At 69.8% G+C, this 17,305-nt stretch carries 14 protein-coding genes; 13 read left to right on the top strand and 1 reads right to left on the bottom strand.

Annotated elements, in window-relative coordinates:
* The first annotated feature begins 37 nt into the window (after positions 1–37).
* Both AB0I34_RS02620 and raiA read left to right on the top strand, forming a co-directional pair.
* Positions 38–727, top strand: a complete 690-nt coding sequence (locus tag AB0I34_RS02620; RefSeq protein WP_360438188.1) for a phosphoribosyltransferase family protein — start codon at positions 38–40, stop codon at positions 725–727.
* Between the two features lie 249 nt (positions 728–976).
* On the top strand, positions 977–1,600 hold the full coding sequence (gene raiA, locus AB0I34_RS02615; RefSeq protein ID WP_202873214.1) for a ribosome-associated translation inhibitor RaiA: 624 nt from the start codon (positions 977–979) through the stop codon (positions 1,598–1,600).
* 111 nt (positions 1,601–1,711) lie between these two features.
* Here raiA and AB0I34_RS02610 read toward each other — a convergent pair whose 3' ends face one another.
* Positions 1,712–2,527: a serine protease gene (locus tag AB0I34_RS02610; RefSeq protein WP_360438185.1), complete on the bottom strand. Its 816-nt coding sequence runs from the start codon at positions 2,525–2,527 to the stop codon at positions 1,712–1,714.
* Positions 2,528–2,661: 134 nt separating this feature from the next.
* Here AB0I34_RS02610 and AB0I34_RS02605 point away from each other — a divergent pair, with 134 nt between their 5' ends.
* The 11 genes from AB0I34_RS02605 to AB0I34_RS02555 all read left to right on the top strand — a co-directional run.
* The gene (locus AB0I34_RS02605; protein ID WP_360438182.1) at positions 2,662–3,174 is read left to right on the top strand and encodes a helix-hairpin-helix domain-containing protein; all 513 of its coding nucleotides are present in this window, start codon (positions 2,662–2,664) and stop codon (positions 3,172–3,174) included.
* Between the two features lie 100 nt (positions 3,175–3,274).
* On the top strand, positions 3,275–4,423 hold the full coding sequence (locus AB0I34_RS02600) for a crosslink repair DNA glycosylase YcaQ family protein (protein ID WP_360439106.1): 1,149 nt from the start codon (positions 3,275–3,277) through the stop codon (positions 4,421–4,423).
* Between the two features lie 184 nt (positions 4,424–4,607).
* Entirely contained in the window at positions 4,608–7,511 is a 2,904-nt protein-coding gene (gene secA, locus AB0I34_RS02595; RefSeq protein ID WP_360438179.1) for a preprotein translocase subunit SecA, read from the top strand.
* Between the two features lie 121 nt (positions 7,512–7,632).
* Entirely contained in the window at positions 7,633–8,529 is an 897-nt protein-coding gene (locus AB0I34_RS02590; RefSeq protein ID WP_360438176.1) for a nitronate monooxygenase, read from the top strand.
* Positions 8,526–9,563: a substrate-binding domain-containing protein gene (locus AB0I34_RS02585; protein WP_360438173.1), complete on the top strand. Its 1,038-nt coding sequence runs from the start codon at positions 8,526–8,528 to the stop codon at positions 9,561–9,563. The genes AB0I34_RS02590 and AB0I34_RS02585 overlap by 4 nt, the downstream gene beginning before the upstream one ends.
* Positions 9,564–9,668: 105 nt before the next feature.
* Positions 9,669–10,241 carry an OsmC family protein gene (locus AB0I34_RS02580; protein ID WP_360438170.1) on the top strand — a complete coding sequence of 191 codons (573 nt, stop codon included), beginning with the start codon at positions 9,669–9,671 and terminating at the stop codon, positions 10,239–10,241.
* 32 nt (positions 10,242–10,273) lie between these two features.
* On the top strand, positions 10,274–11,509 hold the full coding sequence (locus tag AB0I34_RS02575; RefSeq protein ID WP_360438167.1) for an NAD(P)-binding domain-containing protein: 1,236 nt from the start codon (positions 10,274–10,276) through the stop codon (positions 11,507–11,509).
* Positions 11,506–12,657 carry an NAD(P)/FAD-dependent oxidoreductase gene (locus tag AB0I34_RS02570; RefSeq protein WP_360438164.1) on the top strand — a complete coding sequence of 384 codons (1,152 nt, stop codon included), beginning with the start codon at positions 11,506–11,508 and terminating at the stop codon, positions 12,655–12,657. The genes AB0I34_RS02575 and AB0I34_RS02570 overlap by 4 nt, the downstream gene beginning before the upstream one ends.
* Positions 12,658–12,690: 33 nt before the next feature.
* Positions 12,691–15,750: an AAA family ATPase gene (locus AB0I34_RS02565; RefSeq protein ID WP_360438161.1), complete on the top strand. Its 3,060-nt coding sequence runs from the start codon at positions 12,691–12,693 to the stop codon at positions 15,748–15,750.
* 94 nt (positions 15,751–15,844) lie between these two features.
* Positions 15,845–16,891, top strand: a complete 1,047-nt coding sequence (locus tag AB0I34_RS02560) for a LacI family DNA-binding transcriptional regulator (protein ID WP_360438158.1) — start codon at positions 15,845–15,847, stop codon at positions 16,889–16,891.
* 13 nt (positions 16,892–16,904) lie between these two features.
* On the top strand, positions 16,905–17,305 hold a 401-nt coding region (locus tag AB0I34_RS02555), incomplete at its 3' end, for an extracellular solute-binding protein (protein ID WP_360438155.1).

The following is a 17,305-nucleotide window of genomic DNA, read 5'->3' as shown; positions in this document are numbered from 1 at the left end:
TTGCGGTGCCGGGGCGGCGTCGCCGATCGTGGGTGCGGTGTCGGTCCGGGACGCGTTCGCCGATCTCGTGCTGGGTGGGCGCTGCGCGGGCTGCGACCGGCCCGGAGTCACTCTCTGTGGAGGTTGCCGCGAGCTACTGACCTCGCTGACTCCGTTCCGTGCCTGGCCTGACCCGCGTCCCGACGGACTGCCGCCACCCACAGCGGCAGCGCCGTACGCCGATCAGGTGCGGAAGCTGATCATCGCGCACAAGGAGGAGGCCCGATACGCGCTTGCTCGTCCGCTCGGGCAGGTCCTGGCGACCGCCGTACTCGCGGCTCTCGGCAACCATCCGGGAGTGTGGGTCTGTCCTGTCCCGTCAGCGCCTTCGACGGTCCGGCAGCGTGGCCACGACCCGTTGACGCGGATCACAAAGGCCGCTGTGCGGGCGCTCCGGCGCGGCGGCGTCGACGCCCGGCCGGCTCCCGCGCTGTCGGTCGTACGGCGTCCTGACGACCAGGCCGGACTGTCCGCGGAACGCCGAACGGCCAACCTGGCCGGGGCTTTCGCGCTTCGTTCGCGCTGGGCTGAAACGCTGACCGATCAACCGGTCCTGCTGGTCGACGACGTGATCACCACCGGTTCCACGCTCAGTGAAGCCTGCCGCGCCTTGGAAACCGGGGGTGTTCCGGTGCTGGGCTGCGCGGTGCTGGCCGCGACCCGCCGGCACCGGCCGTCTGGTTCATGAGAACTTCCCTACCGGTTTTCGCCGAAGCCGACTAGCGTTGGCCTATGACACCCGCACGGGCTTGTCGGGCAGGGAAGTGGTGCAGGACCGGATCAGCCGGAATCCTCACCGCGGAGTCCGATGGGCGTGGAGGCGGGTGTTCTCGTTTCGGGCGCCCCAACCGCAACCGACACAGCGAGACGGAGTGGATTTCACCAGTTGGCGGGGGTCCGGAGACGTAAAAGAAGTCGCCGATCGATGGAGGTTTCCGTGGACGTCGTTGTCAAGGGTCATCACTGCGAGGTCAGTGACCGCTTCCGGCAGTACGTCGAGGAAAAACTCGAGCGGATCGAGAAGGTCGATCACCGGGTACTGCGGTGCGAGGTAGAAGTCAGCCAGGAGAAGAACCCGCGACAGCACGATCGGGCGATGCGTGTCGAGCTCACCATGTACACCAAGGGGCCGGTGGTCCGCGCCGAAGCCTGCGGCGAGACCAAGCAGGCGGCGTTCGACGTCTGCCTCGACCGGCTCCGGGCCCAGGTCCGCAAGGCGGCGGACCGGCGCCGGGTGCACCGCGGTGAGCGTTCGCCGGAAGGCCTTCGGCACGTGAACGCGAAGCAGCCGCTCAACGGCACACCAGCAGTGGAGGAGACAGTCGCCGACGACGAAGTGGCGACGTACAAGTTCGGATCCCTCACAGTCACCGGGGACGGTCCCCTGGTGATGCGCGAGAAGACCCACACCGCCAAGCCGATGTCCCTGGACCAGGCGCTCTACGAGCTCGAACTGGTCGGGCACGACTTCTATCTCTTCGTGGATGCGGACGAGAACCAGCCCAGCGTCGTCTACCGGCGCCGCGGCTACGACTACGGCGTGATCCGCCTGACCGTCTGATCCACCCCGCTCCGGTCGCGTGAGGCCGACCTCCGAGGTTCCGGGAGGAGCGCACCAACGAAGGGGCCGGGCTGACCAGCCCGGCCCCTCGCGCTTGCCTGCGAACGCCGGCTAGCTATCGATCTGGGACTGGAGCTCGGCGGCGTACGTCGCTACCTCCGCGTAGACGCCCGGGTTACCGGCGTCCGCACACCCGACGCCCCACGAGACCACGCCGAAGAGACGCCCGTTCAGGACCAGCGGCCCGCCCGAGTCGCCCTGGCAGGAGTCCTTGCCGCCGTCTTCGTAGCCGGCGCAGATCTCGCCGTCGGCGGTGTAGCCCTCGCTCGCGTACGCCTGCTCGCAGTACGCGTCACCCAGCACCGGCACGTCCACCTTCTGGAAGGTGTCCGCCGGTCCGGTGCCCTCGGTGTCGCCCCAGCCGTAGACCACCGACGGTGCTCCGGCCGTGTCCGCCCCCGCGTCGGTCTCCAGCGCCAGGGTGGGTACACCGTCGAACGGCGTGGCCAGCGTCATCACGGCCACGTCGTGACCGGGTGCACTGCCGTAGTCCGGGTCCACCCAGATGTTGCTGATCTTGGACTCCTTGCCGCTGGACGTGTCGGTCAGTACGTCGCGGCCCTGGATCGCGGTGTAGGTGCTCGCCGACTCCTGGGCGCAGTGCGCGGCGGTCACGATCTTGTTCGCCGCGACCAGCGTCGATCCGCACCATTCCTCGGTGGGATCGGGGGAGCCGCTGTTCGACAGCTGAATGGCCCACGGGGTGTCGGCGGTATGGGCGATGGTGCCACCGACGATCCGGGTCTTGGGTCCGTCCGGCGCTTCCGCGGCCGATGCGGAGCCGGCTACGGCCACCGCACCGAGGGACGCCGCGGCCAGCACACCGGCTGCCAGGGCAGCACGGACCAACTGCAATCTTCCTGTCATGCCTCACTCCAGGTTGATAGGGGCCACACGGGCGGCGTGGCCTCCTTGGAGCGTCCCCCGAACACCTTCTGTAGCGCACCTCCCACTTACGGTAACTTCCGAGTTATGGCCCGGGCTCCCACTACAGTTCGGCCGTGCGCGCGCCCCGAACCAACTGGAAGACGGTCTGGCTGAAGCTGGCCGGCGCCGCCGTTCCCCTGGTGACGATCGGTGTCGGCAGTCCGATCATGTTCGGCATCCTGGCCGTCCGGCGGCGGAGTCTGCTGCTTGCCGTGTCCGCGCTGGTCTATCTGGGCACGGCCGTCGCCTTCTGGGTGCCGGGCTGGGGCGAGCCGGATCACCCGACCCCTGACGCCGTCGTCCTCATACTGCTGGCCAGCATGGGCGTGGCCGCCATCCAGGCCGCACTGGTCATCGGCGGCCGGAAGGACGGCGGCATGGTCGACCTCAACGAGGCATCGATCGAACTATTGTCGGCGCTGCCCGGGCTGGATCGGCAGCGCGCGACGGCCATCGTGTCGAGCCGCACGCAGACGGGTCGCTTCCGGTCGGTCGACGAGCTGTGGTCCCGAGGGCTGCTGTCCGGCCCGCCGAGCAAGGATCTGGTCGACAGGCTGGTCGTCGTACCGGTCCAGGATCGGCGCTGAGCCGATTCTGTCGGTGGGGTCGGGCAGAATCTCGAACGTGACTACGCAGGTGTTGTCGACGGCACAGGCGCGGCGGGTCGCATTGGCGGCCCAAGGCTTCATGGACCCACGGCCGAAGGGAGTGCCGGACGCCCGGGCGCTGGCCCGGGTGCTCGGCCGGATCGGCCTGATCCAGATCGACTCGGTGAACGTGCTCAGCCGCGCGCAGTACCTGCCGCTCTACTCCCGGCTCGGCCCGTATCCGCGGGCGCTGCTCGACCGTGCGAGCGGCAAGGCGCCCCGGCGCCTGGTCGAGTACTGGGCGCACGAGGCGTCGCTGATCCCGGTCGAGACGCATCCGCTGATGCGCTGGCGGATGGACCGCGCGATGACCGAGGCCTGGGGCGGCCCGCGCGCGATCGCGCAGCAGCGGCCGGACCTGGTCAAGCAGGTGCTCGCCGACGTCCACGACCACGGCCCGCTGACCGCCCGCGAGATCGACGACGACGTCGAGCGCGAGCGGGACAACTGGGGCTGGAACTGGTCCGACGTCAAGCGGGCCCTCGAGTTCCTCTTCTACGCGGGCCAGATCACGGTGGCTCGCCGCAACCAGCAGTTCGAGCGGCAGTACGACGTACCCGAGCGGGTGCTGCCGGCCGCCGTGCTGGCGACGCCGACGCCGTCCGACGCGGAGGCGCACCGCGGGTTGGTGTCGATCGCGGCCAAGGCGCATGGGGTGGCGACCGCGCAGTGCCTGAGGGACTACTTCCGGACCGCGCCGGACCCGACGGCGCAGGCGATCGAGGAGTTGGTCGAGGAGGGCGAGCTGCTGCCGGTGCGGATCGACGGGTGGAAGCGGCCGGCGTACCTGCACCGGGACGCGCGGCTGCCACGGCGGGTGAACACGCGGGCTCTGGTCAGCCCGTTCGACTCGCTGGTGTTCGAGCGGACCCGGACCGAGGTGCTGTTCGATTTCCGGTACCGGATCGAGATTTATGTGCCGGCCGAGAAACGGATCTACGGGTACTACGTCCTCCCCTTCCTGCTCGGCGACCGGCTGGTCGCGCGGGTGGACCTGAAGTCGGACCGGACGGCCGGCGTACTGCTGGTCCAGTCGGCGCACGCGGAGCCGAAGGCGCCGGTGGAGACCCCGGACGAGCTCGCCGCGGAGCTCGTCCAGCTCGCGGGTTGGCTCGGTCTCGACCAGGTCCGGGTGGTCGGTGGCGGTGATCTCTCGCCTGCGCTGAGTGACGCACTCCGCGGTTTCTGAGCGCGGAGCCGGAACTTTTCGGGCTCCCTGAGCGTGGGTCGGGTAAGCCCTACGGCACGCAGCGGGCGTGGCTTGACACACCCGGCCCCGTACCATGGGTCACGCGCGCCCGCCCGTGGGTGGGACGCGCCTGTCGGCTCATGCCGCAACCCAGGCTTCAGCAGCAAGGAGAGAACTCCCCACCATGAAGGTGATCGACAAGGTCCTGCGGATCGGCGAGGGCAAGATCCTGCGTCAGCTCCAGGGCATCGCGAAGATGGTCAACTCGATCGAGGACGACTTCGTCGGCATGTCCGACGAGGAGTTGCGCGGTCAGACCGCGGAGTTCAAGCAACGGCACGAGAACGGGGAGTCGCTCGACTCGTTGCTGCCGGAGGCGTTCGCGGTGGTCCGGGAGGCGGCCAAGCGGACCCTGCACCAACGCCCGTACGACGTCCAGATCATGGGCGGCGCGGCGCTGCACCTGGGCAACATCGCCGAGATGAAGACCGGTGAGGGCAAGACCCTGGTCGCCACCATGCCGGTGTACCTGAACGCGCTGTCCGGCCGGGGCGTGCACGTGGTCACGGTGAACGACTACCTGGCCAAGTACCAGGCCGAGTGGATGGGCCGGGTGTACCACTTCCTCGGCCTCGACTACGGCGTGATCCTGCCGGAGATGACCCCGGCCGAGCGCCGGGTCGCCTACGCCAAGGACATCACCTACGGCACCAACAACGAGTTCGGCTTCGACTATCTGCGCGACAACATGGCCAACTCGATCGAGGACCTGGTCCAGCGCGAGCACAACTACGCGGTCGTGGACGAGGTCGACTCGATCCTGGTCGACGAGGCCCGGACCCCGCTGATCATCTCCGGCCCGGCCGAGGACTCGCAGCGCTGGTACGTCGAGATGGCGCGGATCGCCGGCACGCTGAAGCCGCGGATCGCCGACGACAAGGTGCCGGAGGAGCAGCGCCCGGTCGCCGACTACGAGGTGGACGAGAAGAAGCGCACCGTCGCCATCCTCGAGCGCGGTATCGAGAAGGTCGAGGACCGGCTCGGTATCGACAACCTGTACGAGTCGGCCAACACCCCGCTGATCAGCTACCTGAACAACGCGCTCAAGGCCAAGGACCTGTTCCGTCGCGACAAGGACTACGTGGTCGTCGAGAACGAGGTGCTGATCGTCGACGAGCACACCGGCCGGACGCTGCACGGCCGCCGCTACAACGAGGGTCTGCACCAGGCGATCGAGGCGAAGGAGAACGTCGAGATCAAGGAGGAGTACCAGACCCTCGCGACGATCACGCTGCAGAACTACTTCCGCCTCTACGACAAGCTGGCCGGTATGACCGGTACGGCGATGACCGAGGCGGCCGAGTTCTCCAAGATCTACAAGCTCGGCGTGGTCCCGATCCCGACCAACAAGCCGATGATCCGCAGCGACGAGCGGGACCTGATCTTCCGCACCGAGGACGCCAAGTTCGACGCGGTGGTCCAGGACATCGTCGAGGTGCACCAGACCGGTCAGCCGATCCTGGTCGGCACCACCAGCGTGGAGAAGTCCGAGCGGCTGTCCGCCCAGCTGCGCAAGGAGAACGTCGCGCACGAGGTGCTGAACGCCAAGCAGCACGCCCGGGAGGCGGCGATCGTGGCCGAGGCCGGCCGCAAGGGTGCGGTCACGGTGGCCACCAACATGGCCGGCCGTGGTACCGACATCATCCTCGGCGGCAACCCGGAGTTCCTGGCCGACAAGGAGTTGCGCGCCCGTGGCATCGACCCGGCCGAGGCGATCGAGGAGTACGAGGCGGCGTACCCGACGATGCTGGAGCAGTTCGAGAAGCAGGTGAAGGACGAGCAGGAGGAGGTCCGCGAGGCGGGCGGCCTGTACGTGCTCGGCACCGAGCGGCACGAGTCCCGCCGGATCGACAACCAGCTGCGCGGCCGGTCCGGCCGGCAGGGCGACCCGGGCCTGTCCCGGTTCTACCTGTCGCTGGAGGACGACCTGATGCGGCTGTTCAAGCGCGAGATGGTCGACTGGGCGATGTCGCGCAACAACGACGACAGCCAGCCGCTGGAGAACAAGGTCGTCACCAAGGCGATCGCGTCGGCACAGTCCCAGGTCGAGGCGCAGAACTTCGAGACCCGGAAGAACATCCTCAAGTACGACGACGTGATGAACCGGCAGCGGCACGTCGTGTACGACGAGCGCCGCCGGGTGCTCGAGGGCGCGGACCTGCGCGAGCAGGTGCAGGACATGCTCGAGGAGACCGTCACCGGGTACGTGCAGGGCGCGACCGCCGACGGCTTCGCCGAGGACTGGGACCTGGACGCCCTGTTCACCGCGCTGAAGACGCTGTACGCGACCGAGGTGACCGAGGACGACCTGATCGAGGAGGCCGGCGGCGAGAAGGCCGGCCTGACCTCGGACTTCCTGATCGAGCGGTTCGTCCTCGACGCCAAGGAGGCGTACGAGCGGCGCGAGGCGACGCTCGGCGAGGAGTCGATGCGTGAGCTCGAGCGCCAGGTCGTGCTGAGCGTGCTGGACCGCAAGTGGCGCGAGCACCTGTACGAGATGGACTACCTGCGTGAGGGCATCGGGCTGCGCGCGATGGCGCAGCGCGACCCCCTGGTCGAGTACCAGCGCGAGGGCTACGACATGTTCGCCGCGATGATGGAGTCGATCAAGGAGGAGTCGGTCGCCTTCATCTTCAACGTCGACGTGAAGGCGATGCAGGAGCAGATGGTGCTCACCGCGGAACCGGACGAGGTCGTCGCCGAGGACGAGGACATCCTGACTCCCGGTGCGCCGGTGGCGGAGTTCCCGGGCCGGCTCCAGGACGAGATCCGTCCGCAGGACGCGCCGCGGCCGCGAGACACCCCGCGCCTGCAGGTCAAGGGCCTGAGTGAACGGCGCCCGCAGCGGCTGTCGTACTCCGCTCCGACCATCGACGGCGACGACGAGGTCTCGCTCCACCAGGACGCGGGCGACGAGGGTGGCCTGTTGTACGCCGGCACCCCGCGCAACGTCGCCTGCCCGTGTGGCTCGGGCAAGAAGTACAAGCGCTGCCATGGCGACCCGCAGTCGGACGCCTACAAGTTCTGACGCCTGTCGAGTTCTGCACAGTGTGGCTCCCGCCTTGGCGGGAGCCACACTGCTGTGGTGGTGTGGACGCATGTGGCTGAGGGAGCGGTTCGGGCTGGGGGTGCCCGTGGTGGGGGCGCCCATGGCGAACGTGAGTGGCGGGAAGCTGACGGCCGCGATCTCGGCGGCCGGGGGACTCGGGATGCTGGGGGCCGGGTCGGCGGTCACTGCTGACTGGATCCGGACCGAGGGGGCCGTGGCCGCGGCGGGCGGGAACCCGTACGGCGTCGGGCTGATGGCCTGGTCGGTGGACGAGCGGCCCGAACATCTCGACGCCGTACTCGAGCTCAAACCAGCCCTGGTGTCGCTCAGCTTCGGGGACTACACGCAGTACGTCGAGGCGCTGCAGAAGGAAGGCATCGTCGTCGCGACCCAGGCGGGGACCGTCGCGGACGCGCGGCAGGCGATCGACGCCGGCGTCGACGTGATCGTCGCGCGTGGTGCCGAGGCCGGCGGTCACGGCCGCAACGAGGTCGCCACACTCCCGCTGCTGCAGGCGATCCTCGACCTCACCGATCGCCCGGTGCTCGCGGCCGGCGGCATCTCCGGTCCGCGCGGGCTGGCCGCCGTACTCGCCGCTGGAGCCGCCGGCGGCTGGATCGGTACGGCGTTCCTCACCTGTGCCGAGGCGTTGACGTCGGAGCCGGTCCGCCGTCGGGTGATCGAGGCGGACGAGACCGACACCGTCTACGGCACGGTCTTCGACGCGGCGTCGCGCGCGGGCTGGCCGGACGAGTTCGGTGGCCGTGCCCTGCGCAACGACTTCTTCGACAGCTGGGTCGGCCGCGAGGAAGAACTGAAGACGCAGGACAGCGGTCACGCGGACTATGTCGAGGGCACCCGCGCCGCCGACCCCACCCGCGCGTCGATCTACGCGGGCCAAGGCGTCGGCGCCCTCACCGGCCAACCGACAGCCGCCGAGGTCCTCGAAGGTTTCGCCGGTTACCGCACCTACCTCCAGGCCGCGAGCAACCAGTGAACCAGGTGGCACCGGGCAGCGGGCGGACGACTCTGGCGACTGTCGCCGCTGCGGCCGGGGTGTCGACGGCGACGGTGTCGAAGGTTCTCAACGCACGTCCGGACGTCGGCCAGGAGACCCGGGTTCGGGTCGAGCGAGCGCTCGCCGACCACGGGTACGTCCCGCAACGCCAGCGGAGCGCACGGAAGAAGACGCGGATCCGAACCGTCGGCCTCGTCTGCGACGACCTCCTCTCGCCGTACACCGTCGAAGTCCTGCGCGGCGTCAGCGGCGCCGCCGCGGAGTCCGAGGTCGACGTGGTGGTCGCCCTGCTCGATGATGTCCTGGGCAGCTCGTCGTCTGATGCCTGGGTACGGCGACTGCGCGCTGCCGGGCACGAAGGGATGATCGTCGTCGCCTGTGAACTCACCGAGCTGCAGGGCGCTGCCGTCGACCGTGCCGGCCTGCCCCTGGTGGCGATCGACGCGCTGAGCCTTCCCTCGATCGAGGTGGCCACTGTTGGCGCGACCAACGGGACCGGGGCGTTGGGTGCGACCGAGCACCTGATCGGGTTGGGGCACGAGCGGATCGCCTTCGTCGGTGGGCCGGAGTCGTCGTCCTGCGGACAGGCCCGGCTGCATGGCTATCTCGCCGCGATGACGAACGCCGGTCTGCACGTCGACACAGAGCTCATCTCGCACGGCCTGTACATCACCGCGACCGGTGTCGCGGAGGGCCGGCGCCTGCTCGGGCTGGAGCGACCGCCCACCGCCGTCCTCGCCGCCAACGATCCGATCGCCATCGGAGTGATCGAAGCGGCCCGGCTGCAGGGACTTGCCGTGCCGGCGGATCTGAGCGTCGTCGGCTTCGACGACACCTTCCTGGCCGAGTCGTCGACGCCGCCGCTGACCACCGTGCGACAGCCCCTGCAGCAGATGGGCGCCTTCGCGTTCGCATCGCTGATGCGTCTGGTCGGTGGCCGTGCCCTGGACACGTCCCACATCGAACTGGCGACCGAGCTCGTCGTCCGGGAGTCGACCGCCCGCTTGCTCTAGGCAACCGCCGGGAAGCGGGCGGGAAGGTCCGGGGAAGGTGCTCCTCCTAGCGTCGTCGGCAGTTGTCCACGACGCCGGACATCCGGCGCGATCAGGGGAGGATTCATGACCACGACGACCGAGAAGCCACGCCGCAACGGCGTGGACACCGCGACGCTCTTCGCTACCCTCGACGCAGTCAAGGGGCAGAACGAGATCGCGAAGTTCCAGTTCAGGGCGAGCAACACCTGGCAGACCGGCACGCACAGCCGCTCAACGGCGTCGGGCTTCTTCGGTGCGATGCAGGAACTGCGGCACCAGTCCGACACCGTGCTCGACTTCGACCACCCGGCCGTCCTCGTCGGCACGGACAACGGGCCGACTCCGGTGGAGTACCTGCTGCACGCGATCGCCGCCTGCCTGACGGCCGGCATCGCCAACATCGCCGCGGCACGGGGTGTCGAGCTGACCAAGGTCACCTCGACGGTCGAGGGCGACATCGACCTGCTCGGCATCCTGGGGCTGTCGGACGGGTCCGTCCGCAACGGGTACGAGCAGATCCGGGTGTCGCTCGCCATCGAGGGCGACGCCGACGACGAAACCCTGCGCGGCATCGTCGAGCAGTCCCGGCGCCGTTCGGCCGTATACGACGTACTCGCCAACCCGACGTCCGTCGTGATCGACGTGGTCACCGGCTGACACCTCAGCCGCAGCCAGGGAGGGGGAGCACGATGCGGACCATCGACACGATCGTGATCGGCGCCGGGCACGCGGGGCTCGCGGTGAGCCGGCTGCTCACCGGGGCCGGTCGCGACCACGTGGTGATCGAGCGGGGCAGGATCGCCGAGCGGTGGCGCACCGAGCGCTGGGACTCGCTCCGGCTGGTCAATCCGAACTGGATGCTGCGGCTGCCGGGCTGGGAGTACGACGGCCCCGAGCCGGACGGATACCTGAGCGCCGGCCGGTTCGTTCGCCATCTGGTGCAGTACGCCGATTCGTTCGGTGCCCCGGTGGTGTCCGAAGCAACGGTGCTGGAGGTCACCCAGGCGAGCTCCGGGGGTTACCGAGTGGTCACCGATCGCGGTAGCTGGCGAGCCAGGCATGTCGTGATCGCAACCGGGCCGCACGGTGCGCCACGAGTGCCGGCCGGACTCGGCGCGGCTGAGGTCCTGACCGCGAACAACTACCGCTCGCCGGGCCTGCTCGCTCCCGGAGGCGTGCTGGTGATCGGTGCCTCGTCGTCCGGTGTGCAGATCGCCGACGAGCTCAACCGGGCCGGCCGGCAGGTACACCTGTCGGTCGGCCGACACACCAGGATGCCTCGCTGCTACCGCGGCATGGACATCTTCTGGTGGCTGGAGAGCATCGGGCGGCTGGCCCGGACGATCGACGACGTACCCGATCGGGCGGCTGCTCGGCGGGAGCCGTCGATGCAGTTGATCGGGCACCGGCCGGGAGAGCGGCCGCGCGAGGTCGACCTGCCGACACTGCGGCGTGCCGGGGTTCGGTTGCTCGGCCGCTTCGACGGTATGGACGGATCGCGGGCGCTGTTCCGGCCGGACCTGGCTGACAGCGCGGCGGCCGCCGATCTACGGATGCATCGGCTGCTCGACGCGGTCGACGAGTACATCGCGTGCACCGGCCTCACCAGCGAGGTCCCGCCGGGCATCCGCCTACCCAGCCTCGCTGCACCGGCGGAGAGCGTCGACCTGTCGATGTCGGGTATCGGGACCGTGCTCGTCGCCACCGGCTACCGGCCCGAGTACCCGTGGCTCCGGTTGCCGATCGTCGGTCCTGACGGCTACATCCAGCAGGACCGCGGCATCACTGCTGCTCCTGGTGTGTACGTCGTCGGGCAGCGGTTCCAGTACCGGCGTGACTCGGGCTTCATCGACGGCGCCCGTCACGACGCCCACACCGTCGTACAGCACCTGTTGACGGCGTGCACGGTGGAGTCGGCACGATGAGCACGCCGTACGACGTCCTGGTCGTCGGCGGACGGGTGGCAGGGGCCTCGACCGCCATGCTGCTCGCCAGGGCAGGTGCTCGCGTCGCTCTGGTCGAGCGGTCTGCCTATGGCAGCGACACTGTCTCCACCCATGGCCTCATGCGCGCCGGAGTTCTGCAGCTGTCGAGGTGGGGCCTGCTGGACACGCTGACCGCCGCCGGCACACCACCGATCCGCGAGACGACCTTCCACTACAGCGATCGCGAGGACCAGCGGGTCACGATCCGTGCCAAGGGTGGTGTGGACGCCTTGTACGCACCTCGCCGGCAGGTGCTCGACCGGATCCTCGTCGACGCGGCCGCTGACGCCGGAGCCGACGTACGGCACCGAACTGCGGTCACGATGATGCTGCGAGACGACAGTGGACGCGTCACTGGTGCTCACGTTCAAGATCGTGCCGGGCGTAGCGCGGACCTCCAGGCCAGGTTGACGATCGGCGCCGATGGCATCCGGTCCGCCGTCGCATCTGCAGTCAACGCTCCCGTCGTACGGCGAGGCGAGTCGCGCAGCGCCATCCTCTATCGGTACTACGCCGGGCTGCGGACTACCGGGTACGAGTGGGCGTACGCACCCGGTGCAGGCGCCGGCTTCCTGCCCACCAACGAGGAGCTGACCTGCGTTTTCGTTGCGACGACTCCGGTGCGGATGCGAGCCCTGCGCCGGGCCGGGGCCGAGGAAGCGTTCGCCACACTGCTCACGGAGACCGGCCTGGCCGAGCGCGTGTTCTCGGCAGAGCCGACTGGCCGCCTGCATGGTTGGGCTGGTGCCGCAGGGTTCATGCGCCAGTCGGTGGGGCCGGGCTGGGCGCTGGTCGGGGACGCGGGCTACTACAAGGACCCGATCACCACCCACGGCATGACGGACGGTCTGCGGGACGCCGAGCTACTGACCGACGCGATTCTCCAAGGCCCGGAGGCCGTCGCGCTGACGCGGTACCAGGCCACGCGGGACCAGCTCTCGCGCCGGTTCTTCGACGCCACCGAGAGCGTCGCGTCGTACGCGTGGAGTATGGACGAGGTCCGGCTTCTGCTGCGGGAGGTCAGCTCCGCGATGGGCGACGAGGTCGAACACCTGCAGTCGCTGCCAATCCCGTACTCCGTGCTGTAGCTGGGGGTCGTCCAGGCGCCTACGATCCGAGATGTGCAGGTCAGGGTTCGGCTGCTGGGCGGGTTCACCGTCGTTGTCGACGGCACGCCGATTCCCAACGGACGGTGGAGCCGCCGCCAGGCCGCGACGCTGGTCAAGCTGCTCGCACTGGCGCCCGGCGGCAGACTGCATCGGGACCGGGTCGTGGATGCGCTGTGGCCGGACCTCACTCTGGAGGCCGCCCTTCCGCGGCTGCACAAGGCCGCTCACTATGCCCGGGCTGTCTTCGACGACCGGGACGCCGTCGTACTGAAGGACGAGGTCGTCGCGCTCTTTCCCGACGCGTCTCTCGAGGTCGATGCCGGACGGTTCGAAGCGGCCGCCAGGGATGCGCTCGCAGGCGAGCCGGCGTCGCCCGAACTGTGCGCCACTGCTCTGGACCTGGCTGGTGAACTGCTGCCGGACGACCTGGCCGAGCCGTGGCTGGACGATCCGCGCGAGCAGCTTCGGCTGCGAGTCATGCGGCTGCTGCGGTGCGCGGGTCGCTGGGAGGACCTCCTGGCGATGGACCCGGCGAACGAGGAGGCCCACGTCGAGCTCCTGCGCGAAGCGGTCGTGGCTGGTGATCGAACGAACGGGCTCCGCCGCTACGACCGGATGGAACGCGCCCTGGCCACCGAGCTCGGCATCTCGCCAGGCCCCGAAGCCGTCGTACTGCGTGAACGCCTTCTGACGTCCGTGACGCCATCGAAGCAGACGGAGTTGGTCGCGGAACCGCACGCTTCGACCCTGGTCGAGCGGGACGCCGAGTTGGCGGAGCTCAGAGGCGCGGCCGGCGCCGCTGTCAGCGAAGGCCGCGGTGTCGTCATCCTGGTCTCGGGGGAAGCGGGCGCCGGCAAGACGGCTTTGGTCCACGCGTTCCTCGACGGGCTGGGGCCCGCGATCAACGTGGCGATCGGTGACTGTGACGACCTGCTCGCGCCACGCAGCCTCGGGCCGTTCCGCGACATGGCCGAGCATGACACTGAGCTCGCGGCCGCGTTGTCGGCCGATCGGCCGGACGGCGCGCTGTTGCGCGTCTTCTCCGAGCGTCCCTCGGTCGTCGTGGTGGAGGACATCCACTGGGCCGACGATGCGACGCTCGACGCGATCCGCTTCCTCGCCCGCAGGTTCCCGGGCATCCCGGCCGTGCTCCTGCTGACGTTCCGGGAGACCGGGGTCGATCCGGGACATCCGCTGCGGCAGCTGCTCGGAAGCCTGACCGGTTCCTCGGTACGACGGGTGACGCTGCCGCCGCTGACCGTCGATGCTGTGCGGCAACTCGGGCCCGCCACCGCGAGTCAGGCCGAGGAGATCCATCGGGTCACCCAGGGGAATCCGTTCTTCGTCACCGAGGTGCTCGCCGCCGGTGGGGGTGGCGACGTACCGCAGACGGTCCGCGACGCCGTACTGGCGCGCCTGGGCAAACTCTCGGCTCCGGTGCGAACGCTGGTGGAACGCCTGTCGGTCATCCCGACCCGGGCGGAACGGTGGCTGGCCGAGAGTCTCGCGGAGGGCGATCCAGCAGTACTGATCGAGGCCGAGCGTTCCGGGATGGTCATCGGGGCCGACACGACGGTCGCGTTCCGCCACGAGCTGGCCAGGCGGGTGATCGAGGCCACGCTCACTGCGGGCGAGCGGGTCCAGGCCAACCGCGTCGTGGTCGACGTACTCCTCGGGCGTCCTGTGGTGGAGCCCGCTCGGCTGGTGCACCACGCGGAGCGCGGCGGACGGGTCGACGTCATCCTGGAGCACGGTCCGTCCGCCGCGCTCGAAGCCGCCCGACTCGGTGCCCACCGCCAGGCGGCCGGCGTACTGGACGTCGTACTGCGGCATCGCGAGCTGCTCGGCGATCACCAGGCAGCCGACCTGTTCACCCGACGGGCTTACTCGCTGTACGTCGTGAATCGATTCGAGGCCGCACTGGAGTCCGCCGAGTGCGGTGTCGGTGCCGCCGAGGCAGCCGGCGACGCAATCCTCCAGGCAGACGCGCTGATGGTGCTCGCTCGGGTGGCCCTGTTCGCGAGCGGCCCGCTCCGCTCGCGGCGGGCGGCCGAGCAAGCTGCGGATCTGCTGGAGCCGACGGGTGACGACGCGCGGCTCGCGGCCGCGCTCATCGAGCAGGCCCGCGCTCACAGCAATCTGGCGACGATCGGGATTGTCGCCGAGCCTGGCGAGCGGGCTGAGGCTTACGCCGAGCGGGCGCTCGCCATCGGGCAGAGCCTGGGCCGGAGCGATCTGGAGGCACAGGCCGGGTGCTACCTCGGTGACGCCCGGCTGGCCCGGGGTGACCTGCGCGGCGACGAGGATCTGCGCCGCGCGATCTCGCTGGCAGGGGCGGACAGCCGCGTGGAGACAGTGGTGCGGTGCTACGTGAACGCCGCCGGCGGCGCCTACCGCAGCGGCCGGTTCGACGATGCGGAGAAGTATGTCGCCGGAGGCCTGCGGGCCGCGGCGGACGGTGAGTTCTTCGCCGGCCAGTACCGCCTGCGCCTCACCGCGGCTGCGGTGCAGGCGAGCAGAGGACAGTGGGACCGCGCCATCGCCGCCCTCCGTGCCCTGCTGGACAGTCCGGGCGAGCCGGGTGTGATGGCAGCGCTCGCCGGCAACCTGCTGGCTCGGCTTCTTGCCCGGCGCGGAGACGGCGAAGCGGGTGATGTGCTGGCGGCGGCGCTGGCCGCCCGCCCGATCGCGGACGACGGCTACGTCGAGGGCACGCTGGCGGTCGCGCGGATCGAGCTCGGATGGCTGGACGGCTCCCTCGGCGCCTTCACCGACGACGCCCGGCTGGCGCTGACCCTCGTCAAGGAGGCGGAACACCGCACGATGCAGGCCGAGCTGTCTGCCTACCTGGTCCGAGCCGGCATCGACGTCGCTGCTCCGGCCGGAGCGCCCGGCCCCTGGGCCGCCACTCTCGCCGGACGCTGGGAGGAGGCGGCGGCCGCTTGGGCCGCCTTGGGTGATCGCTACGAGCAGGCGGTCGTGCTGGCAACGGCTCCGGACCGCCGCGCACGGGCGCAGGGCCAGGTCCTGCTGCGCGACCTCGGAGCCGCCGGTACGGCGCTCGCGGTCTGAGACATACCACTCGACGGTGTGGTCTTGACGAGCACCGTTTAAACCGGTTTAGATAGACCTTAAACCGGTTTAAATCCCGCCAGACGAGGTGTCGATGAGCAAGCAGCGGCCGACGATCGCGGATGTCGCGCAGCGGGCCGGCGTGTCCAAGGGCGCGGTCTCGTTCGCGCTGAACGGGCGGCCGGGGCTGGCGCGGGCGACCGTCGACAAGATCCTCGCCGCGGCCGACGACCTCGGCTGGCGACCGAGCAACCGCGCCCGCTCGCTGTCGGTCTCGAAGGCGTTCGCCCTCGGACTGGTGATCACCCGGGATCCGGCTGTGCTGTCCTCGGACCCGTTCTTCCCGGCCTTCATCGCCGGCGTCGAGAGCGTGCTGTCCTCGCGAGGACAGGCGCTGGTGCTGCAGGTCGTCACAGCCGGCGAGGAAGAGGAAGCCGGCTACCGGCGGCTGGCGCAGGACGCCCGGGTGGACGGGGTGTTCCTGTCCGACCTCCGGCACGACGATCCGCGGATCGCCCTGCTGACGGAGTTGGGCCTGCCCGCCGTGACGCTGAACCGGCCCGACGGGACGTCGCCGTTCCCCGCCGTCATCCTGGACGACCGGCCCGGAACCGCCGCGGTCGTCGAGCACCTGGTCGAGCTCGGCCACACCCGGATCGCGCACGTCGCCGGTCCGCCCGCGTTCGTGCACGCGACCGCCCGGTCCACCGCACTGCTCTCAACGCTCGCCGCTGCCGGCCTGGAGCCGGTCGCGGTGGAAACCAGCGACTTCACCGCCGCTGGTGGGATCGAAGCCACCCGGCGGCTGCTCACCCTGTCGCAGCCGCCGACCGCGATCGTCTACGCCAACGACCGGATGGCGATCGCGGGCCTGGGTGCCGCCCAGGCCGCCGGGCTCACCGTGCCCGACGACCTGAGCATCGCCGGCTTCGACGACAGCGAACTGGCCGAGTACGTCCACCCCGGCCTGACCACGGTCCGCGCCGATCCGTTCGCCTTCGGAGAGGCCGCGGCCCAAACCCTCAACCTGGTCGTCGACGGCGCCACCGACGTCCCCGACGTCGAGTTGCCACCGGCGCAGCTCGTCGTACGGCGCTCCACCGGCGCGCCACCATCACTGGGGTCCCCTTCCCCTGCCTAGCTGGAGGAACATCATGAAGTTGCAAGCTGGATTGCTGGCGCTGGTACTGGCCGGCTCGCTCGCCGCGTGTGGCGACAGTGGCGGTGGCTCTGGTGACGCCGACGCCGCTGCCTCGGCCCGCGGGCCGATCAGCATCTGGTACTCGAACAACGCCGAGGAAGTGGCCTGGGCCAAGCAGATGGTCGCGGGCTGGAACTCTGCCCACGCGGACCAGAAGATCACCGCGCAGGAGATTCCGACCGGGAAGAGCTCCGAGGAGGTCATCGGCGCCGCGATCACGGCGGGTAACGCGCCCTGCCTGATCTTCAACACCTCGCCTGCCTCGGTCTCGCAGTTCCAGAAGCAGGGCGGGCTGGTGCCGCTGGACACCTTCTCCGACGGCAAGTCCTACATCGAGGACCGCTCCGGTGACAT

It is taken from the genome of Kribbella sp. NPDC050281, from assembly GCF_040655855.1.
GTDB lineage: Bacteria > Actinomycetota > Actinomycetes > Propionibacteriales > Kribbellaceae > Kribbella.
This window is presented reverse-complemented; position numbering and strand designations above follow the sequence as displayed.